Here is a 23977-nt window from a genome sequence, read left to right as displayed (position 1 = left end):
AACTTCTCTATCAGGAGCGATAGGCGAGCGATTGCGGAGTACAGCCGTAGCGCATATCTAAAGTTGTTCCTATAAATCAACTTTAGTGGTAAATTTTGATAACCTTCGATTTAAAAGGGACTGGGGATTGGTGAAGCGGGGGTAAGAATTTCCCAGTTCCCAGTACCGGACACAATAAATTTAGTTTTACGGCAATTCAATTTATGGCTTATAAGATAGCAATTTTTAATATGAAGGGGGGAGTGGGCAAATCTGCTACTGCAACTAATCTGGCGGATGGCATTTCCCGATTTAAGAAAAAGAAAGTTTTATTGGTCGATATCGATCCCCAAGGAACCTCTGGTGCTTCTCTTGGTATCGAAATTTGGAAACTAGAGACTCAACTCAAAGATGTTCTTCAGAGCGATTCGCCCACCGAGCGCAAGCAACTGTTCAAAGGGGCGATCGCAAAGGTATGCTCTTCCCAATTTGATGTCTTGCCATCCAATATTATGCTCGCAGTTGAGGAACTACAAATTTCTGGATTGCCGGGACGAGAGAACCTGCTGAAGCGAGTGTTGAATGAAGTGGATAGCGAGTACGACTTTACGCTAATCGATTGTCCGCCTAACATTGGCGTGTTCTCAATTAACGCGCTCAAAGCCAGTGATGGTGTGATTGTTCCTGTTGATATGAGCTACGTTGGGTTACTAGGCGTTCAAGGGGTAGAATATGCCTTTGACTTGGTGAAGAATTTTTTAGACCATCAAGTCAACGTTTTGGGCGTACTTGCCACTAAGTTTGACGGACGGCAGAAAATCAGTAAAGACGTGTTGGCTTCTTTGCAAGAGCATTTTACTGAACGCATGTTCAAAACAGTCATCCCTACAACTGTAAGGATTTCAGAAGCGCCTAGTTTTGGGGTGTCGATATTTGAACACGATCCAAAAGGTACGGGAGCAAAAGCATACAAAGACTTGATGAATGAAGCCCTAAAGCGCATTTAAAATTCTTAGAGAACCACAGCCCCCTAATTTTCGATCCCATCTATTTCCAACAACGTTGTCGGAAAAGTCTCAAGGAGTGATGAGTTTATGTCTAAACGAGGTCTCGGCAACAATCCTTTCAAAGCTGACTCGACCATCAGCATTTTTAGTCCGACTGAGTTGGCTCCAGTCGAGCGAGAACATTCCATAACCGTTAACATATCCAGCATTCAACTACCAACCCAACAACCCCGCCGCTACTTTGACCCGGAGAAATTGCAGCAACTAACCGAGTCAATCAGAACTCATGGGATACTGGAACCATTATTAGTTCGCCCAATATCAGACAATTCCTACGAGTTAGTCGCAGGAGAGCGCCGTTATCGGGCAGCCAAGGAAATCGGACTTCTTGAAGTTCCCGCAGTCGTTAGGGAAATGACGGCTGTACAGGCGATGGAACTGGCATTGATTGAGAATTTGCAAAGAGAAGACCTCAATCCAGTGGAAGAGACAGAAGGAATTATCAATTTGTTAGCAAATAAACTGGATATTCCTTCAACAGAAGTTTCTCAACTCCTACACCGCCTAGCCAAACGAGGTTCCAACAACGTTGTCGGAAATGAAGAAACACTGTTAATCGTTGAATCCGTCTTTCGCATAGTAGGGAAAATGAGTTGGGAATCCTTTGCTTCTCATCGCTTGCCTTTACTCAACCTACCTACCCCCATTCTAGAAGCACTTCGAGCCGGAAGAATTGAGTATACAAAGGCAAGAGCACTGGCACGCATTCAAGACTTAGATGTACTCAAGGAGCTTTTAAACCAAGCAATTGCAGAAAAATGGTCACTGAGTCAAATTCGTGCAGCAATTCAAGAGAAGACTCAATCGAGTCAACCAAAAGAAATCTCCCTGAAACAACAATTTGCTGAAGTCTCTAAAACATTGAAATCATCTACTATTTGGGAAGATCCTGAGAAACGCCAGCAAATACAGCAACTGATCGACGAGCTTCAAAAATTAGCAAAAAACATTACTGACAAGTAGGGGCTTAACAGCCTTTCTTTATGAAAGTTAATCTAAAGAAAACCTCATGGCAATGTTTTTCGATGGGGCAACTGATTCCCTGATTGCGTCCGTGCTCAACTCAATTGAATGGGAAATAAGGTATAACTTGCTGTCTGGCAAATGTCCTGACAGCCCAGCCTTCCGGCAAGCTATACCCGGTACAATATTGGAAGATGGAACATATCTCTCAGAAGGTTGCTTTTCAATAACGTCAAGCATCATTGCTGGCAGCCAGAAAACTACTATCAGTTGGCACACTAAGAACGGGGAAGTTCACTTTTATATTGATGAAATAACTCCAAAAAAAGATTAATCAACACTGTTTTACCAGTAAACAGCGCCCTTAAAAAACAACTGTTACACGTGTAGCGGTTGTTTTTTCTAACAATTACGATTTAGAGTCAACCATTACTTTTTATTATTTGCAAACACAACTACTACTCTCAGTTTGGGAACAATACAAAATAAACTCAGATATTAACTATGGTTGCGATTGCAAAACACGAACAAACTGAAGAAATGGTTATTTCCGATACTTACGCCTCTTCTCTTGAAATCAAAAGTAAGTATCCAGGAAAATTTCTGTGTTACTTTTGCAATGGAGAGCTATACCCAGTGAAAGCGGGATTTCGCAAACACAGGTGCGGGAATTTAGAACTAGAGATTTTTCACCGCACGCATTTTAGGCACGCAGAGGGAAATTCACAGTACTGTGTTAAATCTAGGGGACAATCCTTAGAACACATAATCTCTCTCAAGTTCTGGCAAAAGAAACTTTCCACCGCTAGTCAAGAACACTTTAAATCAGCAGTGACAATAGTTTATGAGCCATTGCTGAAAGGAATTGATGCAACAGGTCGTCCCTGTCACCAGGGGCAAGATAAGCTGAAAGTCTTACTGTCGTTATACCGATAATATTGCCGCGACTGGAACCATTATGTTGCCGCAACTGAGGCTGTAATGCTCATTTTTTCGTGAGGCGATCGCATCTTTTTTTGAAGACTTGGAACCATAAGATTGCCGAAAACCAAAAATGGAACTAAAAGCTTGCCAAAAAAATGAAGTCTTAAGATTTCATTTTTAGGTTGTCGCGTAAGGTTATTAAACAGTTCTGCCATAACGATTCCAGTTTTTTCAGGATAATAGATTCTTAATTTTTCTAGGGGGTAAGTTCTTAATTCATTCGTCCCTAAATGTAGAATCCACAAGGCTTAGGGACATTGGAAGTATAACGCTGCCGAAAAAAATTGGAAGTATAAGCGTGCCAAACGGCAATATTATGGGTATACCGACATTAGTTTAACCTAGCAATCTAATCAACTGATACTGCAAGAGCATCACAAGTCGAAATTTGCGTTTGCCAGCAAGAAGCTGTGTTTTAGAAAGTCAAGGATTCCAGTATTGGAGTCCTTGGCAAAGTCCTTTTTTAATGCTACGCACCAACTAGCTGAACACTATAGACAAATAACTCTCATGAACTTCCACTTTCAGATTTGTGGTATTTGGTTTTCCAATGCTAGTGGTAATTGTTTCAGTCCCGCAGTTCAGTTCAAAGGCTGGAGCAACGGTACAAAATCAATCACTATCAGAAGCAAAATTTGCTGTGAAACCACGGTTTGGTATCGAAACGGTAAGTTTTGGTGGAACAGCGACCACATAGCAAGACGCTGGGGAAAATACATCCCTGGTGAAGAAGAAAAAGGATACCCCGATCTATTCGAGTATCGCGGTATCCTAGGTCACCACCAATCTCTTTAATTCAGCTAAAGCTCAATAAGAAATGTCGTGGCGCATTCTAAATGCTGTCACGACATTTCTTTTTTTTACCCACCATACGTCTACCCAATTACTGCTTATCGTGCGATTTTAGAACACCCTTTGGTTCAACATATGGGGTGTTTGAAGAAGAAGGACGGTCTGGGTCGGCTACTCTAATATTCTTATAAAGACTTACATAACCAGATGTCGTTGTTGAATAATCAGTCGGTGTCGCACCTGTGGATGCAGACACTGGAGTTACTGAAGCTGGAGCTACTTCAAAAGGAGCTTGTCGAGAGTACCCAGTCAACTCATCCACCAGCTCGATAAAAGCTTCGTGCTGCGCCCAAACATCAGCGAGACGACTACCCATTCCAGAAGTATCGACAGTAGATGGTACCTCAACACCTCCATTCCATACAACAGCAATACCTTCTTTCTCAAAATATGTGTTCAACTCAGCACGCACATACTCGGCAGTCCCCCCACACAATACAATTTCATGAGTATTAGCAGGTATTGTCGAGCGAATCCACCTTGATATGGCGCGAGCATATTCATCACGAGAAAGTTTTGCTGCTGCTGACATTGCCCCAGCATCATCTGCAATTTCTTCGGATTTGCGCTTACGAGAGAGTTTCGTAAAACTCGCACTGTTGCATTCCACACCTGCTTGTACGAGTGCTTGGACTACTTTGGGATCGTCCTTGGATAAGCCAGAACATTTGCTGACAAACTTGTTAACCATCCAGGACATCCCAAATTCACTCGAAACCCCAGTCGTTATTACACCGTTGACCGAGACAAACGCACTTGCGTTGCGAAAGCCTATCATGACCAACGCAAGAGTTTTAGAACTGTACTCCTCTTCTCCTAGTGAAAATATACGATGAATAAGTACTCCGTTCCCTTCAGGATGAGCTGCAAAGTTTAACAATTTCACTTTCATTACGCCAGTCGGAGTCTCAAAACCCTTGAGGGCTTCTTTAAGTTTCAATCCCAATGCCTGACTATCAGCTACCTCCCCCGGTGGGAGCAATACCGCCACGTATGCTTCTAAGGAGCCGTCCAGCTTAAGTTTTTCCTTCACTACCCATAAAATACCGCAGATTTTCGGGACAGCGAGGGTGTACTTGAGATCCCTCAGCATCGACAAACCCCCAAAAGCAGTTCGCCCCAACAGCCCCAATGCGTAATACTCTCCTTCTATCCCTACCCAACATCTGTTCTCAGGAACACCATCTGCTTGTAAATTTGTTAGAGATTCTTTAGAAACATCTGCGATTTCCGGTTCCATGACTACCACTACTGGTTCTCCATCCGGATAGATACTCAATACTGTCTTGGTTTTGCTACCTCCTAAGTCTAGGGTGATAACTACCTTTGTCTTTGTCTTTGTTGTTTTCGCTGTATTTTTCCCAAGTGATTGTGTCATTTTTCCTATTAAGATGAACTAATATAACAATTCCCATGACCATCGCTCCGGCTACCCCTAACAAATCGCAGTGCTTTTCAACCAGGGAACCAATAAATCAAAAACTCATTACCAATTAGTATGCACTCCACAGCCCAGTAACATCATCGAACAAACTTCTTATTCTGACTCAGTATTTTTTCTGATTTTTTCAAGCATAGGACTCAACGCGACATTCTTCTGTTTCAATGGCTAGAACATCGTTTCAGTAAGCGTAAGAGCACTTGTCACACCAAAAAATTGTGTTGATTTTCTCTTACGCTCAATTGATTTTTACAAAATCATCCGGTACGCTCAATATTACAGCAATTGCTTGACAGTCATTCCCACCAACCATACCAGCAACAGATATTGCAATTAAGTAGTAATAGTCCAACGAGCGATCGCTTCACGTACACCTATTCTCAAACCTTATAGTTCGTATAGAAACTGCTACGCAAAGATCTATTGAAACTTTTACCAGTTGGAAAAAAAATATATATGTTTAGCAAAAATTTTGAGAAAGTCTCTGTCACAAAACTTGGACGCACTTATAGCGAGTACCGTACTAATGAGCCAAATAAGGCGATTACTCATAGCATCTTCATGCTGTCTCGAACCGATAAAGTCGTATACATGGGCGACCCTCAACTCCTGTTTGAGACACTGTCCCAAAACGGTTACTCTTACGAAATTACTGATACATACAGCGCTACTCAGGTGTTCCTCCATATCAAAAAAGGGCAAGCTTCTGCAAACTTAGTTATTAACAGACCAGTAGCACAGATACCACTCATCAATGGAGTCACAAAAGTACCAAGTGAGTGCGGTAGCGACTACCATACAACTTCTCCACTAGCAGCAATTGCTCAAGCACTCGCAATCCCTTCATGGGATCTTGATATGGTGGTTTACACGGGCGACCGTAACGTACTATTTGCTGCACTCAAACAAGCTGGCTATTCCTATGAAATAGCAGGCGTTTACGGAAGGTACAAAACGCTTGCTTTTGAGAATGCCGAAACATCCAGTGTGATGGCAATTGAGTGGAAAGAGCCTGCACCAATCCAACCAGACCCAAATGTGGAAATTGTTGGTGTGGAGTACAAAGGGGTCAAGTTCAGAGAACACCGCATATTTGACCCCGAAAAAGCGATCGCCTATAGTATCCAAATGCCAAAAGAGAGTCCGGACTACGTCATCTATATAGGAAGCCGCCAAGTACTCTACCAACTGCTGAAAGAGAAAGATTACACGTACAGCAGCGCAGGGGATATGTCTTCGGTGGCATCCTCCTCAGCTTCGGCGGACACCGCAGCAAACCTTTCGGCAAATTGATTATCAAGTGATGAGATCGGGAGCAACAGCGCTCCAGGAATAACATGCCTTCGCTAGTCTCCACTCTAAAAGAAACAGTTCAGCAGCCTCGAAGAGAGATTGCTGAATTGTTTTTTGGATTTTTTCCCCAAGTTATCGCCATGAGTGGTGAGAGTCGTCAGAGGGCTAACGCCCGAACTGAGTGACAACACTCGCAAACTGGAAAACAACTATGTCCGCTCAAAACAAACTCATCTTAGGCATCTACAGCATCCTCTTCGCTGGCGTTGGTATTGGCATTTTCACCATCGGACTTCCGGTAAATACCAAAGCGCTGGCGCAATACGAACAAACTTTGTTGTGCAAGACTGACAAAGTTTGCCAATAACCCATTCTCTACCCCAACAAGTTGTTGGGGTAGAAGTCTTTTTGCACTACGGGGTGAGTCAATTATTTTTTTCCACAGCGCAACAAAGACTGTCGAGTACGTTTGGAGCAAACAGGTTTTGTGTTCCTACAGAAAGAGCGTGAAGTCACCTTCCCGGATTTCCTCTCTGCTCAAACACGAACAGTATCGCTATCACGAGCCGTCGGTAAACCTAATCCCCGCATCCGTCCTCATCCCCGGTGGCTTGTAAAAAATATCTATTTCTTCAGAGTCATCTTCTTCATCATCCCCATCTACTAAGGCATTCCCCACTCCAGTGGCTTGAGGCTCAATTGAGCGATCGCTATCGTGACCGTCTCCCACAAGAGGCGTTTCTAACCCTACAGGAGCAGCAGTTGGAGCGGGGACTGCTGCATATCCAATTGTGGGAGACTGTACTACACCAAAACTCAGACCGATTGCGAAACGCAAAAATTCACCAAAGGGCATTTCATGCAATGACAAGCCGCACTCCACGCGGATGATCTCTATCTGCTGCACTAACTGAGCGATCGCTTTTCTAGCTTCTGTTTTCAATTCCTCTCCCCTGAATCCCCGCTGTTTCAATACCAAGGGCATCCAGTGAATCACAAGAGTTTCCATTGCCACCTCAGCTCGTGGTTTTCCTCCTTTGTCACTGAAATCCAAATACTCAATCAAATCTCCTTGCGGTGTTCCTTTTTCCCTCCACAACACCAGCTTTGTTCTTTCCCTTTTGTCTTCAGTATTCGCCATCTTTGAAAAATCTCACATCTCTATCGATATTTAGGTGTATATCAGTACGCTTATAAAACTTTATTGACAAATCTGTACTTAGGCAACTCTCGGCTTTTTTAAGGCTACTCTATGCTACCACTTAGATACTTAATGGCAACAGTGAGCTACCTCTCGAGTCGAAAATTGGGAGTGAAAATTGACATTTTTTCAAAAAGCAAGTAACCTCTGGCTACTCTAAAGCTACTAGTGGGCTACACTCGGCAACAGTCTTGCGCTCACTTCAAAAAATCCCTTAAAATGCCACCAAACCTTTACATAAGAAGTCTTTCTGGCTATACGAGACACAGCGTATCGGTTTAGCTTACCCTATGGTCGTATTTCACCTAGCGAGCAATATCCAGATGGTTCTCGCTATCCCCAACACTCACCCTCAAAAATGCCATTTTTTCACTATTTTCACGAGAGCGATCGCGTTTAAAAATTCCATTTCTCGATTGGGAAACCGCTATTTTTTAGGGGCAGGTGTTGTCCATCAGATAGTGAATGAATTGTTGAATGGCGAGGGCAGTGGTACATTTGCGTCAATAGCGATCGCACCTCGCTCCGTCAGCCCCAATCCTCTTAAAGAAGGACAGCCTCTGAGTGTAAACAGGCGATCGCGCTGTTGCAAAGAATCCCGCGCTGACAAACTAACTCAACAGCAACAGCTAGCAGCACAGCTTTAAAGAGGCGATCGCGCTCCTTGGACTGTCCCCGTGTATGATGTTCCCTTCACCCGCTTCCAATAACTAGGTAGTTCCACTGTTGATCGACAATTCAACCGCATGAAACTACTTTTATAAACTGAAATCAGCGTCCATAGACAGCTTGAGCTATCGGAATGCGTTTTGACTAGTCAGTACTATGTCAGCACTATCCCCACTGTTGGAACACTAGCGAGCAATATTGTAGTAGTTCCGCAGTCTTACCGAAGTCAGTACAGATATCCTTTTGCTACAACAAAAAATACTCCTTCCTCTTTTTACTCGCTTCAAGTTATGAGTGCCAAAACCAACCAATCAAAGCGCAACATAATTTTTCGGCTCAAACTTACTGAAGAAGAAAAAGAAGATCTTTCAGCTCTTGCAGAAACTGCGGGTATGGGCAAAAACCTCTCAAAATTTGCAAGATACTGCATTTTTCGCCGCCACATCGCTTCTCCTGTCCCAACAATCAACCGACAAACGTATTGGCTACTAGCACGCATTAGTGATGACCTCAATTTGATTTCACAAGCAGTAAAGCTTGCAGTTTCAACGGGACAAGCGATCGCACCTGACCCGCGTGTTGAGATTGAGAAAGCCATGCCACTGCTAGCTGAAGTAAGACTTCTGTTGTTAGGACAGGCAACCGAAACCATAATAGAGGATGGAGAAGGAGAAGCGTGATTGGCAATATCACCAAAGGAAATGGATTCTACGGGCTTTGTGCTTATGTTATGGGAAAACCCGGTGCGAAAGTTATTGGGGGGAATATGGCAGGGACGACACCAGGAGAACTTGCTTGGGAGTTTAGAAAGTTTTCTTCCCTTAACGACAGGGTGAGTCAACCAGTCCTGCACTTGTCTTTCAGTCCAGCCCCAGAAGATAGACTCCTTAGCGATTTGGAGTATTACTGCATAGCACAAGATTTGTTAGACGGATTGAAACTTAACAAAAATCAATATCTTTTGGCACTCCACTACGATGCTGAGTACCAAGGAAAAACAAGACCACACGCCCACATGATAATTAACAGGGTCAACATCGATGGAGAGTGCAATGATGCTTACAAGGACTACTACCGCACAGAATTAGTCTTACGCCAGATTGAAAAGGACTACCACCTCATTTCTCAACCTTCCAGTTGGGAAGTCAAGCACAAAAAAGCTTACCCCAAGCAAATCCAATTTGAACTTGAAACTGGAACTCCCAACGCTATCACAAAACTACAAACAGCGGTCAAAACAGCTGCATATGATAAACCAGCGATGATAGTGTTCGTAGCTCGCCTACTGAAAGATGGGATAAAAGCGGATGTCAAATACACAAACTCAGGCAAAGTCAAAGGCATCAGCTACGGGATTGGGGAGGAACACTTTGCAGGGAACGACTTAGGTCAAGTTTTTACATTCAACGGATTGCAAAAGCACTTGGGGGTATCCTATGACCACGAACAAGAAAAACTGCCCATCCAGAGCTTGTTGGAGAGCTTTAGACGGGGGAGAACAATTGATGATGCGCGGATAGAGTACTTGCAAAATTGGCTGGTGTGGAACAAAAAAGACCCTACAGCCAGTAGCTCAAGTGACGGTAACAACCAACTTTACTCAACAGTCGAAACACCAACAGATACACCATCATCCACACCAACTCTAACACCAATAGCGATAGTCACAACAGTTATGGACAAACCAGGACAAAGAAAACGCTCGCCTCAACTTGAGATAGAACCAACAGCAGAACAACCACCAGAACCAGCACAATTACAGGAGCTATTGGTAGGGGAAGAACTTGTAGAATACCAGCAGCCAATTCAATCGGTAGAACTAACTGCATCTGTTGGGACAGAAAGAGCGCCATCGCTACAATCAACTCAATTGGTAGAGTTAGAAAAACCGAACGAGCGATCGCGATCCGTTGATCGAGCACAGTCTGTGGAGCTAACACGGTCACAGTCGTCAGGACAAAGAGTGGAGTTAGCAGAAACTGCCCATCCAGCACCCAAGCGATCGCAACAACCAACCCAACCAGTAGAGCTAACACAACCCCAAGAGCCAACTCTATACAGCAAGCTTACTCCAGACGGGGAACTAACTGAACCCAAGGACACAGCTTCCCCAACACCAAGAGCCAAACGCAAACTAAAAGCACTCAAGCCAGAACGTCCAAAATCCAAACAGCTAGTTTCCCCAACAGTACCACCAATAGAAGCAGCAGAACCTCAAGAGGCGAGAGAAGAGATGGGGTTAGAAAAACCTACTTCCGCAACGACACCAACACCCGATGTACCACCGCCACCACCAACTGAAACTGCTGCAACCGCCAAACCCACCAGTGACAGTGGGGCTTCTTCCGACGAGACTCGCCTCACGGTACAAGCCCACACTGTTAGCAAAGAACAGCAGGATTACGCAAGGGCGATCGCACCAACAGTTAGATTCTTCTTTTTGCAACAGCGTCAGGGGTCAGTGGTTAGAGGCAGGCAATATGACCTACAGTTGGAAGGAGACACTATTAAAGTAAGCCGCAAATCGGGAGAGGAAATTGCTCTTGTTCCCCTCAATGGAAACAAACTGGCCGTGGGGTGTAATCTCAAAGAAAAAGATTTGGAAAACTTCCGCCAAGTGCAAAGGATATTGTCCTCGAAGCAGAGGCAACGCTCAAAAGATGGTCTAGAAATGGATTAGTCCTTCGTTATTTTTTAATTTAAGAAAATTAGAATTAAAACTTGAATTAATATTTAAGAGGCGAATCTAAAATTGGATTGAAGGTGGGACAAATAGTTTCCAAACTTTGTTAGCTGATTTAGGGACTATATAGCTTCTTCATTCCAAATTAATCTCTTATTTACAGAGGGCTTTGTCAAGCCACGCGATAAAGCATTGTTTGGAATGTGCTGCCGACCAGATAAGTGCATTTTTCAAGACAAGTGTTGATGTACTTGGACTTTGCGGAGTTGTAGAAAAAATATATACATCATTCTACATATGCAGGCAATAGGATTCCGATAAAACCATTTGCTATCAAACAAGAATGGCAACGCAAAAGCCCCCAGCACTCGCCACTGAGGTTTTTTTGCTTTGGTTGCACTTTGTCCACACGTTTTTTTGCCATGAACAATATCACGTTTGTTATGTTGAGTCAACCAGCCCTGTCAAACTTGTTATGGAAACGTTAAACTTTTTACACAGTATCGAATTACTCGCTTTCCTCACAATATCATTACGTAAAGTTCAAAGCTTTTACTGATGTAAAAAATACTTCGCTCCAAGAAGCTAGAGGAGTGAAAGTTGGGTGATCATCGGCAGCTATGGAAAAGCAACAGAACGAGGGAGCAAGATATATTGAGCTTGTGGGAAAGGATAACAAACCGCAGGCTATGTTAATTGGGTATAGCCGTGAATGGAGCAAGAATATTACTGACCGATGGAGACAACGCCCTCAAGAAGCACCGCGTGGGAACTTGAACGCTAAGGTGATCGATCACCTTAGCAAAGCGATACCATTAATTCCTGCGTATTTGCAAAATGGTTGTTTATTTCAGGTAGTAGGTACGCCAGCCTTAGTTGAAGGTTTAAAGAGTGGAACCTATACTTTGATGCAATCAGGGGGAGCATCCTTAGGTACTGTTGTGTCTGCTTCAAGTCACAAAATTGTGGGACAACTGAGATTTGCAGCTTCCTCAATGGCACCTATTGTAGCGCCGTTTGTAGCATGGTCAATCCTGAATGGAATAGCTGGAACCATACAGCTACAGCGCATTAACAAAAAGCTGGATGAGATGATGCGGAAGATTGAGCGCCTTGAAGTACGTCAAGAAGCTGAAGTAATTGGAAGAGTATTGCAAGCCACAAAAACTCTTGAGGACTTACTTACCGAGTACTCTCACACAGGTATCTTTACATCATTAATGATGCAAAGACTGGCAATTGTTGAACAGGAAGTTGGATCTGTTTTGGAACGAAACAGAATCCTAATTGATCGTTTTGCTGAGCAAGCGAAAGCATCTCGTCAAAATCGTGGAAAGCATGGTGCTGAACAAATTGCTACCCTATTGCGTGAAGAGGGACCTACAGTAATTCATGATATGCAACTGCTTGTTGGGCTTATGGGATCTCAATCCCGTCTTCATGAAGCATATTTGTATTATGCGCTACAGGAAAACCCTAATGATGTCAATCGGCGCATGGAAGATATAGAGATTCGTAACGAAGAGTTTCAGACTGTTATTTCAGGCTTTCCATCAATTACTGAACTTCGGAGTCATGCAGAACGATGTTTGGAGGAGATGAATTGGTTTGAGAAAAACCTTTTTAATCGAACAACTAAGCAACAGGTACAACAATTAAGTAATATACAAGATCCATTCGCGCCACAAAAAAGCTCCGCACTAGCTGTAGTACCTAGTTACTGTTTCTGGCAAGATGAAGACGGATTGAATATACGAATTAACCGTTGAGGAAAAGTACCGTTAATTAGCATTTTGGATCAATGCCTATTATAAAAATCTTTTACAAAATTCAAAATGAACAGGAACAGCGATCGCCCACCTACCCCATAACAAAACATTAATTAATGTAGTTTTGTAACTTTATACTACAACTAACAATGCTTATTGGGGTACAAGTCGATGCTACTAATACCCCGTACTCTTCGAGGTATGTGCATGATGTGACTGTGAGCATCATTCTCTTTTCGGAATAGATTTTCCCCATTCTTGTAAGAGATGCAATACGATAGGTGATTATTTATCTTGTACGTGCAATTTTCATGACTCAGTATAGTTATTCATATCCTGATGAAGCAGGGTTTCTCTACACCTTGCGTATGTATCTTGAGGGTAACGGAAACGAAAATATAAGTTTTCTTCTTTCAAAAGCACAGTGTCACTTTTCCTGTAGTGACAGCTATACACAAGTGGAATGGGACACATTCTGGCTCTACATTGATTTTAGAGTCCCTATACCTCAGCTTTCAAAGTTTACTCCCGAAGTAAAGAAAACAATTGAGGATGCGATTAGAGTAGTGTTCCCTCCAGATGCTGGATATATTCTCTCTTCCATCTACGTGGCTCCTTTTATAGAGTCTCCGCCGGAAGAAGAAATAACTGCTGCAAATAATGGTTCTCTTGGGAGTGTAGGAACCATTGAATATGATAAACTTCGGTTCCGCTCAAAGACGGAGACAAGAATTTACGATGCTTTAAAGCGTGCATCCGTACTTTTTTTCCCGAACGCGACAGCAGTTCTCGGCGGAAAAGACGAGAAACGAGAGCCTGATTTTCTTGTGTGTAAGGACGGAAAGTGGGGAATTCTCGAAGTAATGGGAGACCAGTACCATCCCCCAAGTACAGCGATGAGGGATCATGACCGGGCGCGGCTTTTTAAGGACTATGGTCTTATATGCATTGAGTTCTACGATGCCTGTCAATGCTATGAGAAACCTGACGAAGTGGTCGCAGACTTTTTAGTAAGGCTTAGCAGGTTGTAACACATCTTGGGTCGGTTACTACTCAATCCCGATTACAAGAGAAAAACAAGAAAAAGACATATTGTCATCTAAGCAAGGAATAGAGCTAACCTTAGTTAGGGTCTTGGTGGTAGTTACGGTTAGTTTCTTTGCTTCTAAAATACTTGGGGAGATTTATCCTAAGTCAGTACTCAGGTTTTTATCTTTTAATATTTTGGCAGTTGCTACTTTATATAGATTGAAGGAAAGGAAAACCGTCGATGGTACTACCCAAATTGAGAAAACATATATAGATTTGTTCCAAGTTCTTTACTACATAGGGTTTAGTTTAAGTATATTTACTTTATCTTTGGATTTACCTACCCCAGAACCAGTAGTTTATATATGCGACCACCTAAAAATGATTTGGGACTCAATAGCTTGGAACCAAATGTATAAGTAATACAACTCCTGGAAAATACTAGATGTGGAATGTGGGGTGCAATCGCGCTGACACCTATTACAACCAATTTACTAACTTTGCAACAATTTATAAAAAGTCCTTGGACTATTTTGTTGATAAAAATTTGGAAAACGAAACCGCATCTAGTTGACGGGGTTTGGAGTTTTTTAGCTGAAATGATGAGAAAATCTGGGCGATTCCACCAAACTGCGATTTCGTAGAATAGCTGGCGAAAAGTCTTCATTTCTCATGGTTGGGGTTTCCGTAATAACGGAACAAATTTCGTCAAATTGCCTGTAACACTTGCTCACATTTATTTTGAGAATTCGTAGAAGGTAATACAGACACCTGCCGGATCTAGGATTGCAAACTCTCTTGTTCCCCAGGGCTTCATCTCAAGCTTGCCATTGGGATGAATCATCTCGCCGCCCTTTGCCTGAAGCTCCTCATAAAGTTGCTCAATGTGCTCGACATGGACGCGAAACGTAGTCCATTCTGCAAGATGCTTATCTTCGTTCCTTTGAAGGAATATTTCTGCTGAGTCACGTTTGACAACAGCCATCGTTACAGGATTACCTTCTTTATGGATTGTTAAAAAGCCAAGCTGGTTCTCATAGAAGGCGATCGCTTTTTCCATATTACTGCCCGCCGGAATAATCGGGCTAATGTTTCCTAGTCGAGGTGAGTTGCTCATGTTGTAAATCCTTGCCAAGAGCGCTCGCATCTAGGTTCTTATCTAAACATTAAAGGCAACTCCTGTCAAGATAGAATGAAGAACTGCTGGAAAGATTGCGCCAAACCAAAAACCAAAAATGAATAGACAAAAAAATCAGTATTTTGTTAGATGAAAAAATTAGAAAAATCAGAATTTTATTAGATGCGGTGTAAGAAGAACAGGGAATACAATCTCACTGAATAACCCTTACCGCGCACCGAAGCGTACTAACCCATGTTAAGTTGTCGCAGCACCCTGTTGTTGATAGTAAGTGTCTGGATCTACATCAAAAGGTATCTCGGCTATTTCCTCACCGTTGAGAATGTCCTGACGAAGATACTGACGGCTCTTGTCTCTTGTTTGCAAGCTGTAAACCGCAGAAAGCGCTAACTGTTCTCCATAGTTAATACCTTGGGCTGCATATTGTGCAGACAGCCTTTGGAAGCTTGCTACCTCTTGTTGTTGGCGGCGCTCCAACTCTCCTAGGTAATTCATACTAACGCCAGAACGAAGCGCATTCTCCACATATTCAGGTTTGAGAGAACCATCAGGTAAAAACTGCTGTTTGTCCGACTCGGTGAAAAAGTCGTAGGCAGTGTAAACTTGCCACGGCTCTGGATCTGTTTCGTCTAACTGCTTCAATTCTTCATACCTAGCTTTCATTCTGGCGGCTTTGTCATCGATCGCTGCTTGAGACAGACCCCCAGAACGCATACCTTCTGCATAGTCCAACCGAAGGTTTCCATTCAGATCTACTTCCTTTTTGTGTTGTTCCAACCAACGCTTCAAACGAGAATATCCAGTCATAATTTAACTCCTCTATTGTTTACTTATTTAAAAGATTATGACAATTGTAACCAAACATTTTGACACTCGATTGAATCAATGGATTCATACCGATGGAAACACGAGTAATCCAGAGTCTTTACTAAAAGAAGAACTCAATAATACATTATTGGAGTTCTTCTTTCCAGGAAAAGAGTTTTCGTTCGGTCATATGGACGAATACTCAACAGAGCAAGAACTGAAAAACCATCCAGACGATCGCGTATTGCTATTGTCATCTAAATCTAGGTTACTTTACGGTCCACAAGAATGCGTGGAAGTTATCAACCAGCTTTGCCCCGACAGAAAAGACAGAGGAGCATACGGTTCTATCTTTCTTGGTTCTTGTAAAAATGCCATCAATGAAGAACTTAACATTCTGATTGTTGATGACAGCAACGGCGAGAACGGTGGCATCATCAACAACGACCAAGCTTATCGTCTTACGGGTGATTGTTACGGTCAAATATCGACAAATGTTTACCATCGGTTGACTGCCAAGGAACCAGATTCCGCTGAACCGTACCGGATAATTCAACATCGTTTCGGCTGGACATCCCAAGATGGAGACGACCAAACTTACAGATTCGGAAAAGGCACTCTTAGACCTAATAATCTAGACCATTTAGACTATAAAGACCTTAACAACAAAGTCAAAATAGATTTAGTTATCCCGCTATCTTCATTTAAAGGTACCGATAAAGATAGACCCCAGGAGCTTGGAGGACCGCTCAAACCCCAAATCAAGCCTGGACTATACAAACAAAAAATTTGGCTGGGCGAAAAATCACAGTCTGAAAGAGGAAAGACTGCTATTTCTCAGCTAATCGCATCATTCCCCAACGGAATGAAGGATTTTGCCGAGGAATTAGAAGCAAAAGCTATAAAATTGAGGTCTCTTCAAAAAGACCCAAGGAGAGTTGCTGAACTTTACTGTGAAAAATATGAAAAAAGGAAAGCTTTTACAGAAGAACAAAAGTCAGAATTATTATTAGAGTTAACTGGTGTAACAGATAAAAAAGAAGCTTTAGAAAAATTAAAAATAATCTTAAACAATAAAGACTCAAATGAAGAATTAACCCCAAGCAGTCAAAAGTGGTTAACAACAGTACAAAATTCTCTAAACTATGACGAAGATGTTGAGTCATTCCTAGAAGAAGAATTCGGAAACGAACGGGAAGATTTGTTCATGTATCAACTCATCAAAACTGATTTGATGGGTCACTGCCAGCTGCTAGAAACTGAAAAAGTTAAACAAGAGTTAGAGAGATTTCTCCAAAAAGAGTGGAGAGACATTGCTATTGGTAAAGAACTTCTGTTTGAGAGAGCAATGGTAATCCCATCCAAGGATCTCAAAAACGGTGAAATCTGCATTCCTTGGTACGAAGAAGGGGAAGAAGTTCTCAACTTTCGCTCTCCCTTTCTTAATGCTAACGGTTTGTGCGTCTCAGTCAACAAACACGTAGAAGACGTTAAAGGACCAGATGGTCGTAACTTAGACGGAGCTATTGCTGTTAGCGATGAAACCTTCGATAAAATCTACAAGCGCATAACTTCTCAGGTTAAAGAAGCGATCGCCAAAATTCAAGAACAAAGCTTTGACTACAATCCTAGCAAGTTACAAGAATATGTAAATACAGATACAAGTAGCTTAGAAATATCTGAAAAAATAGAGTTTGCTATAAATTTTAGAAACGAAATCTCTAAGTTAAAGGAATTCTTTTTAGCAGGTGTAGATGATTTTACAATAACAGTTAACAAAACAGAAAGCAGCTTTAAAGAATTTGTTTCTAACATAGATTCAATAGTTTTAGAATCAGAACAAGAACGACAAGCTCGCGACTATGACGGAGACTGCATAGGTGTTGATAAGGCGCGAAAATACCCGAATCTTACTGCAGAAGCAAAATACAGAAACCAGCTTGAAAATGCTTACGAACCTACTGTCAAGCTCAAAAAGCAATCATTTTACAGGGAAGATGGCACTCAACCAGAATTTGAGGAAATAGCAATACACATGAGCGATGGCATCAGTGTAGGAATTATTAACAATCACCTAACCGCCATTGAAGCTCTAGAGTCAGAAATAACTATCCTAAAAAACTTTGGTGATACAAAACAGAAATTGCAACTCCAATCAGACTATATAGACACAGTAGCTAATCATTACAGAAAGCTATTTAAAGATGCGAATAATGAAAATCCTAAATATCAAAAACCTATCAGGGAAGAATACGTAGACTACATGAAGGAGTTTGTTGAACTTGCTAGCGTTCAGCATAGAGACCCAGAAATCATGGAAAAGGCACTGGACATCAACACAAAGATGTACCGCAAAATGATTCAGGAAGCTGCCTTTCAAAACCAAATTGCTGTTGACTTGTTCAAAAGTGCCAAACGCCCTGAAATGGAAATTATACAAGAGAATAGGCGCTATTTATATAGAGACGTTAACTACATCAAAGATAAGAAAAATAAAGATGTCTATATTAATAGAGGAATAGCCGTCACGGGCTATTCACCAGTAGAGCTTTTGACCAACCAAGCCAATAAATATTTTGAACAAAGCCAATTAGAATCTCGTCCTGTTTCCCAATTCCAAAAATTATTTAAAGGTATAGAATATACTAATCAGCAAGAACTACAAGCTATCCTTGCTAAAAAGGAGTTTGATACTAAATTCAACGAAGCTAGCAGGCTAAAAAAACGTAAGGAAACAGAAAAGGGCCCCTATGCGATCGTAACTACAAACAACGGTGAGAAGCTAGAGATTACAAACCTGACTCGATACAACCATTCGGGAATCTGGAAGGCTAATGAAATTAATCTCCGCCTACAAGAAATTCCTGTTGAAAAACGCAGTGCTGAAAAACCTCATAAATATTTTGTATGGGCGCAGGTTGATGGGGAAACTGAGGAGGGAAAACCAAAATATCGTGCATCAGGCACCCTCAGTCAATCCACAAGCAGCGAAATCAAGATAAAACCTAATGAAATTGTTAGTAGCAGTTCCATAGAACTAAAGCCAGAACTTAGCGAAGGACAAATCAAACTTCTTTTCCAACAAGCTCAAGAAATTACTGAAAAATACTACAATTCTATTTCAGAATCCGAGCGCTTGTCAGCAGCAGCAGCTGCGTGGAATATATCGACTACCCGAGAATCTGAATCAGAAGCATCAAAGATAGAATCTGATTGTCAAGCACCATCAAAAATTACTAAAAAGACTTCTAACTTTGTATTTGCAGCTTTCCCTAAAGAAATAGTTGCACAAGTCAAAGACCTCCAATTTGATGAAGTCAGAGTTATTGGCAACTACACAACCAACACCTTTGGTGAAGAAAACAGAGATAAGATACACCAAGTCAAAATTGAATTTGATAAAGATTTAAACAGAAGAGTCGTAGAAATCCAAACCGAAAATGGCAGTTCAAAAGTTCTTGGTTGGCTAGAAGATAACACGAGCAGATTACCGATAGGTTCTACAGCAGAAGCTAAAATTATTGCTGGGGATACCTTTACTGCAACAGCAACCCTACAAATTCCAGGAAAACCAGAAATTAATTTTAAAATTGAACAGATAAAAAAATTCGCATTTGCAGGTACAACATTTAATGGAGAAAAAACAAACCTAACTATAGGTAATGTAAAAATTCCTGATGGTAACGTTGAAATAATGGCTAGCAACCAAAAAATAGGGAGGATAGAACCCAAATCTCTTGAGGAAGCTAGAAATAATGGATGGATTAAAGAAGGACAACCACTACAGCTTAAACTGAAATCGATAGTAGATAAGGGTAAGGGAGCTTACATTATAGGAGAAACTATCGAGGGGCATAATATACGAATTAAGACTGACCAAAGACTAAAAGATAAATTTGATGATAAAGAATTTAGACAAGTAAAAACACAAGCTTGTACCCCTGAGAGAACAGTGGTCATGAGCGACAGTAAAGTGGTTGGAATCGTCAGATTAAATGAGGACAAACAAAAATTAGAACAAGTCGGTGCTCTGAAAAAGGGTCAGTTGACAACAGTTCCCTGCAAAATCGAGAGCAACTTTAGCCACTGCGATGTACAGATTGATGCAAAAACCGTCCGTTATCCAGAAATCTGGACAAAAGAAAATCCAGTCGCTCAAAAAACTCAAGAAGAAACCAATCCTCAACGGGAGGCAACTAAAAAGAACAGCGAATATCTTATTAGTAAAATTACAGAACGTCCAACTATAATCTTTCAAGATCGAGAAGACAAAACGTTGGGAACCATAAGTATAGCTATTGATAATCATAAAGTAGATATTGCTAAAAAATGGTTGGAGAGCCAAGGGATTAATTTTGATTTATTACCAGCATCACAAACACGCTTAGAAGCAAAAAAGGGGTTAGTTGTTTTCACACTAGCTGAAAGTACTATATCAACAGAAAATTATGAAACCTTAATTAAAAAATTTGGAGATATTGCTGATGCTACGCGAGAAACAACAATACCTCTTATCTCAGAACAGACCGTACACTTCTACAACCCCAATCAAGGGTACACGTATGAAAAAGAAGATGGAACCTCAGATCGAGAAGAAAAAGAAGCTTTTGGTATAGTTGTTCCCGCCCAAGATGCCATCCAAGTCTACATATGGCTGGATTCTCAAGGTGTAGAAAGTAGTTATTTTACTGAGAATAATTGCGCCACATTTATTATCGAGAAGAGCCAAATCTCTGAGAAATCGCTTCATGAAATAGGATTAATTGCGGGAGAGGCTATAAATATAGGGGATATTGATGGGTACACTCTTTACGAACAGAAAGTCGCTCAACTCAACGACGATTTGAGCAAGAATGACAGCAAACTATCATTGCAATCTCCAGACAAGAGCGAATACCAAAAAATTCTTCTTTCACTACCAAATAGACCGACTGAGGTTGCAAACGAACCTGACAAAAAAAACCCGCGCACTATAGTAATTCCAGTAAAACCCCCTACAGCAGCACAAACACCAACTCAGCCATCAAACACAGTCGCTACCACCGAACAAATATACACCCGAACGCCCAGCACTGACAAACAACCGCAACAACCGCAACAACCAATATCATTACCCAACTCACGCCAAGCTGACCAAACTAAACCCATCGAAATCCTGGGTAAAATTAGCTCGGAGAAAGTTGAACAATTGCGCCAACACCTTGAAAATTATATCAAACCAGTCCTGGAGTCAGATAAATCCAACTACGCCCCAGGTCGCCTCTTAGCTTGGGTAGGGGCAAAATGGGACTTGAAGGAAAAAGACTTCAAGCCGGGGGTGCAGGACGATGCATTGATGAAACTGGTCAAGCAGGTATATCCTAATGCGGATATAGTTTTAGCGACCTACTCAGAACAACCAGGTGCTGGCATCAACTACCATCGCGATGATTCCTATGCCGCCGTCGAAGCCCGCAGCATCAACATCGGTAATTCTGATTGGGGGTACCGTGCTGCCCAAGAACAAATGACATGGACTAAGAATGAAAATACAGCAGCAACCTATCAAGAGTTTAAACTTGAGTCAGGTACGGTAACGCGATTTAACAGTAAGAACGAACACGCGGCTATCAACACTGAAGCTGGAAGATGGTCGATTAACATCTGGTCGATTAAAAATGATTTGGGCAAAGAAAATAGCGTTCGCCAAAAGTTTGAGAACTTTCTCGCCTCAAACCAACCCCCCCGTGCAGTAGTCAATACCAATGATGACCTTACCATCAAGGCTGACGAGTGGACACCGGGGGGAGAGATTAAAGTAGATCGCAGTTACGCCAACCTCAAAGAAACCACCCGTAACACATCTTCACACCTTTCAAACCAACCAAGCGTCCAAGAACTTATCTCTATTGGGAATCTGACTACAGTCCGTGCTCAAAACCCCCAAATTCCAGACAACCCTACTATATCTGGAAAACCAGTACCAATGGTTTACTCGCTACATATGCACGGTGAATCTTCCAAAGTACCAGTCAACACGACTATCGATGCTATGCGCGGGTACGGTAGGGTACACACTACCAGGGGCGTAGACTACCAAAAATCCTACGGCATCAAAGAAGGAGATATTGCGATCGCAGTCGGTAAGAATAACGAGCAAGTTGCTTTCCGAGTGGGTAAGCAGTACGAAATAACTCCTCAAATGATTCAAGACCCAGCGTACCAGCAAGCCTGGGCAAACTGGGAGAAGCATTCACCTAAAGAACTGACCCAAACTCAAGCGAATAAGAGTAAAGTCTATGGGTTATTCATGGAACCGCTAGGCGATTACATCAACGGCAAGATTGTTCCGTTCCCATCCGTACAAAAACAAACTGCCACATCTATTAATATTAGCCCCGACTCCAAAGACGGGTTGGGAGCAATCAAAGTTATTAGCGGTGGGCAAACTGGCGCTGACATGGGAGGACTCCAAGGCGCGAAAGCATTAGGACTACCCACCGGAGGTACAGCCGCCGCCGGATGGATGACTGAGAATGGCGCGAATCCTAACCTGCAAGAATATGGGCTTGTCGAGGGAGAAAAAGGAAGCACCACAGCACAAACTTACGCAAATCGCACGGTAGAAAACATTCGTCACTCCGACGGTACAGCTATATTTGGAGATAAAAGTTCTCCAGGCTCCCAACAGACAATCAAAGCCGCCGAACAGCTAAACAAGCCAGTATTGCACGTACCACTCGACACTACACTCAATAACCGTCCCGCCGCTGCACAGCAACTCCGCGATTTCGTCGAACAAAACAACGTTCAAACTCTCAACATTGCAGGTAATCGGGAAAGCAAAGCACCAGGGCTACAAGCTGCAGTGGCTGAAATCGTCCAAATGGCACTCGATCGCGAGCGCGGAACAACCGTAACTCAGCAACCAGTTACAGCACCTATTGCAACAACAACGTCACTCACTCCCAAAAGAGTCATAGCAGAAGGAATCAATATCAGTTCTGGATGCCCTGACCCACTGGGAGCTGCATTAACCAATGCTACGGTTAGGTCTAAAGAGAAGAACAAAATAAAAGGCGATTACCCAGTGTCTTTCCGAGACAATGCTGAAGTAAAAGCTGGGAAATACGAACCAGAGGTCTACACAGAAAACAAGTCAGCAGGCATCCCGTTCGCTTCAGCAGAGCAAGCATATCAGTGCTACAAAGAAACAGTGCCCTTAGGAGAACCGCGAGTGCAGCTGATGGCAGAGATTATTCAAGCCAAACTAGAACAGCATCCCAAGCTCGTTGATGCAATTACAGCTAGAGGTGGTGTTGATTGGCTAAAAAATTGTAGCCATTACGTCACCTCCACAAAAGACAACTACTGGGAAGGTAAGGGTATCAATTCACCATTTATCCGCGCATTAGTTGAAGGATACTCCAAAGTGTTGGAGAACTCAAAACAGTCATCCGTTGTGTCCTCTTCACAAGAAGCTACTAAAACATCAACTCCTTCAAATCCCGTACAAGCTGAAGAAAAACCTCAGAATTTAGAGTCAATAAAGCCAGCAACAGATATATCAAATTCATCTGTATCCACACAATTGAAAGTTGATACGACCTCTCAGAAACTCCCACAAACAGGGGTTGTGTCTGAACAACTCGAAAATTACAAGCTAACGACTCTACAAAATCTAAGAAATTGGTATGAAACAGCAAGAACGCTAGGTAAAAGCGAGAAATATCTTAATCGGATTGCTGAGATTGGACAGGAGTTTAAGACCACCAATGAGATCGGCGATAACGCTCTCATAGCCATGAACAAGGATATAAAAGAACTAGCTTCAATCAATGAAATCACTAAAATGGCTCAACGGATTGGAGACAATTTTGGAAATCGAAATGGTGATACAATAGAAGTAAAAGGAAAAGAATATGATATTTCACTCAATCCCGCCAAGAAAAACATGACAATTACCTCAAAAACAAGTGAGGTTGTTCTCAATATAGAACAAGGAATAATCAAGGAAAATTCTGTGATAGAAGATGTGAGAAAATACTTTAGCATAGCTAATCTAAAGATAGATAATGCTTTGAATAAAATTAAGATAGAAATTGTAGAACAAGGATAAAAAC

19 protein-coding genes are annotated in these 23977 nt (G+C 42.0%); 13 read left to right on the top strand and 6 right to left on the bottom strand.

Annotation, left to right across the window (positions count from 1 at the left end; translation table 11 throughout):
• Positions 1 to 203 precede the first annotated feature (203 nt).
• The 4 genes from WA1_RS50190 (at position 204) to WA1_RS50175 (ending at position 2945) form a co-directional block, all read left to right on the top strand.
• Positions 204 to 986: a ParA family protein gene (locus WA1_RS50190; RefSeq protein ID WP_017741110.1), complete on the top strand. Its 783-nt coding sequence runs from the start codon at positions 204 to 206 to the stop codon at positions 984 to 986.
• A gap of 87 nt (positions 987 to 1073) precedes the next feature.
• Positions 1074 to 2009: a ParB/RepB/Spo0J family partition protein gene (locus WA1_RS50185; RefSeq protein WP_017741109.1), complete on the top strand. Its 936-nt coding sequence runs from the start codon at positions 1074 to 1076 to the stop codon at positions 2007 to 2009.
• A gap of 46 nt (positions 2010 to 2055) precedes the next feature.
• Positions 2056 to 2343 carry a hypothetical protein gene (locus WA1_RS50180; protein ID WP_017741108.1) on the top strand — a complete coding sequence of 96 codons (288 nt, stop codon included), beginning with the start codon at positions 2056 to 2058 and terminating at the stop codon, positions 2341 to 2343.
• A gap of 170 nt (positions 2344 to 2513) precedes the next feature.
• The gene (locus WA1_RS50175; protein ID WP_017741107.1) at positions 2514 to 2945 is read left to right on the top strand and encodes a hypothetical protein; all 432 of its coding nucleotides are present in this window, start codon (positions 2514 to 2516) and stop codon (positions 2943 to 2945) included.
• 20 nt (positions 2946 to 2965) lie between these two features.
• Here WA1_RS50175 and WA1_RS50170 read toward each other — a convergent pair whose 3' ends face one another.
• A complete protein-coding gene (locus tag WA1_RS50170; protein WP_017741106.1) occupies positions 2966 to 3148 on the bottom strand; it encodes a hypothetical protein in 183 nt (60 codons plus the stop codon).
• A gap of 355 nt (positions 3149 to 3503) precedes the next feature.
• Here WA1_RS50170 and WA1_RS50165 point away from each other — a divergent pair, with 355 nt between their 5' ends.
• The gene (locus WA1_RS50165; RefSeq protein ID WP_017741105.1) at positions 3504 to 3788 is read left to right on the top strand and encodes a hypothetical protein; all 285 of its coding nucleotides are present in this window, start codon (positions 3504 to 3506) and stop codon (positions 3786 to 3788) included.
• Positions 3789 to 3876: 88 nt separating this feature from the next.
• On the opposite strand, the gene WA1_RS50160 is transcribed toward WA1_RS50165, so the two are convergent.
• On the bottom strand, positions 3877 to 5223 hold the full coding sequence (locus tag WA1_RS50160; RefSeq protein ID WP_017741104.1) for a ParM/StbA family protein: 1347 nt from the start codon (positions 5221 to 5223) through the stop codon (positions 3877 to 3879).
• A 519-nt stretch (positions 5224 to 5742) separates the two neighbouring features.
• Between WA1_RS50160 and WA1_RS50155 the strand changes: the two genes are divergently transcribed.
• Both WA1_RS50155 and WA1_RS57950 read left to right on the top strand, forming a co-directional pair.
• Positions 5743 to 6579, top strand: a complete 837-nt coding sequence (locus WA1_RS50155) for a hypothetical protein (RefSeq protein ID WP_017741103.1) — start codon at positions 5743 to 5745, stop codon at positions 6577 to 6579.
• 44 nt (positions 6580 to 6623) lie between these two features.
• Complete coding sequence (locus WA1_RS57950) at positions 6624 to 6764, top strand: hypothetical protein (RefSeq protein WP_017741102.1); 141 nt, start codon at positions 6624 to 6626, stop codon at positions 6762 to 6764.
• Between the two features lie 50 nt (positions 6765 to 6814).
• Here WA1_RS57950 and WA1_RS50150 read toward each other — a convergent pair whose 3' ends face one another.
• Positions 6815 to 7057: a hypothetical protein gene (locus WA1_RS50150; protein ID WP_017741101.1), complete on the bottom strand. Its 243-nt coding sequence runs from the start codon at positions 7055 to 7057 to the stop codon at positions 6815 to 6817.
• A gap of 81 nt (positions 7058 to 7138) precedes the next feature.
• Positions 7139 to 7720, bottom strand: coding sequence for a hypothetical protein (locus WA1_RS50145; RefSeq protein ID WP_017741100.1), 582 nt, complete (start codon positions 7718 to 7720; stop codon positions 7139 to 7141).
• 383 nt (positions 7721 to 8103) lie between these two features.
• Between WA1_RS50145 and WA1_RS50140 the strand changes: the two genes are divergently transcribed.
• The 5 genes from WA1_RS50140 (at position 8104) to WA1_RS50120 (ending at position 13932) form a co-directional block, all read left to right on the top strand.
• Positions 8104 to 8427: a hypothetical protein gene (locus WA1_RS50140; protein WP_017741099.1), complete on the top strand. Its 324-nt coding sequence runs from the start codon at positions 8104 to 8106 to the stop codon at positions 8425 to 8427.
• 162 nt (positions 8428 to 8589) lie between these two features.
• Positions 8590 to 9129 carry a plasmid mobilization protein gene (locus tag WA1_RS50135; RefSeq protein ID WP_017741098.1) on the top strand — a complete coding sequence of 180 codons (540 nt, stop codon included), beginning with the start codon at positions 8590 to 8592 and terminating at the stop codon, positions 9127 to 9129.
• On the top strand, positions 9126 to 11129 hold the full coding sequence (locus WA1_RS50130; protein ID WP_017741097.1) for a relaxase/mobilization nuclease domain-containing protein: 2004 nt from the start codon (positions 9126 to 9128) through the stop codon (positions 11127 to 11129). Before WA1_RS50135 ends, WA1_RS50130 begins: the two co-directional genes overlap by 4 nt.
• 623 nt (positions 11130 to 11752) lie before the next feature.
• Positions 11753 to 12901: a hypothetical protein gene (locus tag WA1_RS50125; protein ID WP_017741095.1), complete on the top strand. Its 1149-nt coding sequence runs from the start codon at positions 11753 to 11755 to the stop codon at positions 12899 to 12901.
• Positions 12902 to 13212: 311 nt separating this feature from the next.
• Positions 13213 to 13932 (top strand): hypothetical protein, encoded by a 720-nt coding sequence (locus tag WA1_RS50120; protein ID WP_017741094.1) that lies wholly within the window; start codon positions 13213 to 13215, stop codon positions 13930 to 13932.
• Positions 13933 to 14666: 734 nt separating this feature from the next.
• On the opposite strand, the gene WA1_RS50105 is transcribed toward WA1_RS50120, so the two are convergent.
• Both WA1_RS50105 and WA1_RS50100 read right to left on the bottom strand, forming a co-directional pair.
• On the bottom strand, positions 14667 to 15047 hold the full coding sequence (locus WA1_RS50105; protein ID WP_026134422.1) for a VOC family protein: 381 nt from the start codon (positions 15045 to 15047) through the stop codon (positions 14667 to 14669).
• A gap of 258 nt (positions 15048 to 15305) precedes the next feature.
• Entirely contained in the window at positions 15306 to 15875 is a 570-nt protein-coding gene (locus tag WA1_RS50100) for a hypothetical protein (protein ID WP_017741090.1), read from the bottom strand.
• Between the two features lie 37 nt (positions 15876 to 15912).
• Between WA1_RS50100 and WA1_RS50095 the strand changes: the two genes are divergently transcribed.
• Entirely contained in the window at positions 15913 to 23973 is an 8061-nt protein-coding gene (locus tag WA1_RS50095) for a YpsA SLOG family protein (RefSeq protein ID WP_017741089.1), read from the top strand.
• Positions 23974 to 23977 lie beyond the last annotated feature (4 nt).

The sequence above is a fragment of the Scytonema hofmannii PCC 7110 genome (genome assembly GCF_000346485.2).
GTDB classification, from domain to species: Bacteria; Cyanobacteriota; Cyanobacteriia; order Cyanobacteriales; family Nostocaceae; genus Scytonema; species Scytonema hofmannii.
This window is presented reverse-complemented; position numbering and strand designations above follow the sequence as displayed.

What these genes read in the sequence shown, in the direction of transcription:
- WA1_RS50190 (WP_017741110.1), top strand. Translation starts at nt 204, where the DNA reads ATGGCTTATAAGATAGCAATTTTTAATATGAAGGGGGGAGTGGGCAAA.
- WA1_RS50185 (WP_017741109.1), top strand. Translation starts at nt 1,074, where the DNA reads ATGTCTAAACGAGGTCTCGGCAACAATCCTTTCAAAGCTGACTCGACC.
- WA1_RS50180 (WP_017741108.1), top strand. Translation starts at nt 2,056, where the DNA reads ATGGCAATGTTTTTCGATGGGGCAACTGATTCCCTGATTGCGTCCGTG.
- WA1_RS50175 (WP_017741107.1), top strand. Translation starts at nt 2,514, where the DNA reads ATGGTTGCGATTGCAAAACACGAACAAACTGAAGAAATGGTTATTTCC.
- WA1_RS50170 (WP_017741106.1), bottom strand. Translation starts at nt 3,148, where the DNA reads ATGGCAGAACTGTTTAATAACCTTACGCGACAACCTAAAAATGAAATC.
- WA1_RS50165 (WP_017741105.1), top strand. Translation starts at nt 3,504, where the DNA reads ATGAACTTCCACTTTCAGATTTGTGGTATTTGGTTTTCCAATGCTAGT.
- WA1_RS50160 (WP_017741104.1), bottom strand. Translation starts at nt 5,223, where the DNA reads ATGACACAATCACTTGGGAAAAATACAGCGAAAACAACAAAGACAAAG.
- WA1_RS50155 (WP_017741103.1), top strand. Translation starts at nt 5,743, where the DNA reads ATGTTTAGCAAAAATTTTGAGAAAGTCTCTGTCACAAAACTTGGACGC.
- WA1_RS57950 (WP_017741102.1), top strand. Translation starts at nt 6,624, where the DNA reads ATGCCTTCGCTAGTCTCCACTCTAAAAGAAACAGTTCAGCAGCCTCGA.
- WA1_RS50145 (WP_017741100.1), bottom strand. Translation starts at nt 7,720, where the DNA reads ATGGCGAATACTGAAGACAAAAGGGAAAGAACAAAGCTGGTGTTGTGG.
- WA1_RS50140 (WP_017741099.1), top strand. Translation starts at nt 8,104, where the DNA reads ATGGTTCTCGCTATCCCCAACACTCACCCTCAAAAATGCCATTTTTTC.
- WA1_RS50125 (WP_017741095.1), top strand. Translation starts at nt 11,753, where the DNA reads ATGGAAAAGCAACAGAACGAGGGAGCAAGATATATTGAGCTTGTGGGA.
- WA1_RS50120 (WP_017741094.1), top strand. Translation starts at nt 13,213, where the DNA reads ATGACTCAGTATAGTTATTCATATCCTGATGAAGCAGGGTTTCTCTAC.
- WA1_RS50105 (WP_026134422.1), bottom strand. Translation starts at nt 15,047, where the DNA reads ATGAGCAACTCACCTCGACTAGGAAACATTAGCCCGATTATTCCGGCG.
- WA1_RS50100 (WP_017741090.1), bottom strand. Translation starts at nt 15,875, where the DNA reads ATGACTGGATATTCTCGTTTGAAGCGTTGGTTGGAACAACACAAAAAG.
- WA1_RS50095 (WP_017741089.1), top strand. Translation starts at nt 15,913, where the DNA reads ATGACAATTGTAACCAAACATTTTGACACTCGATTGAATCAATGGATT.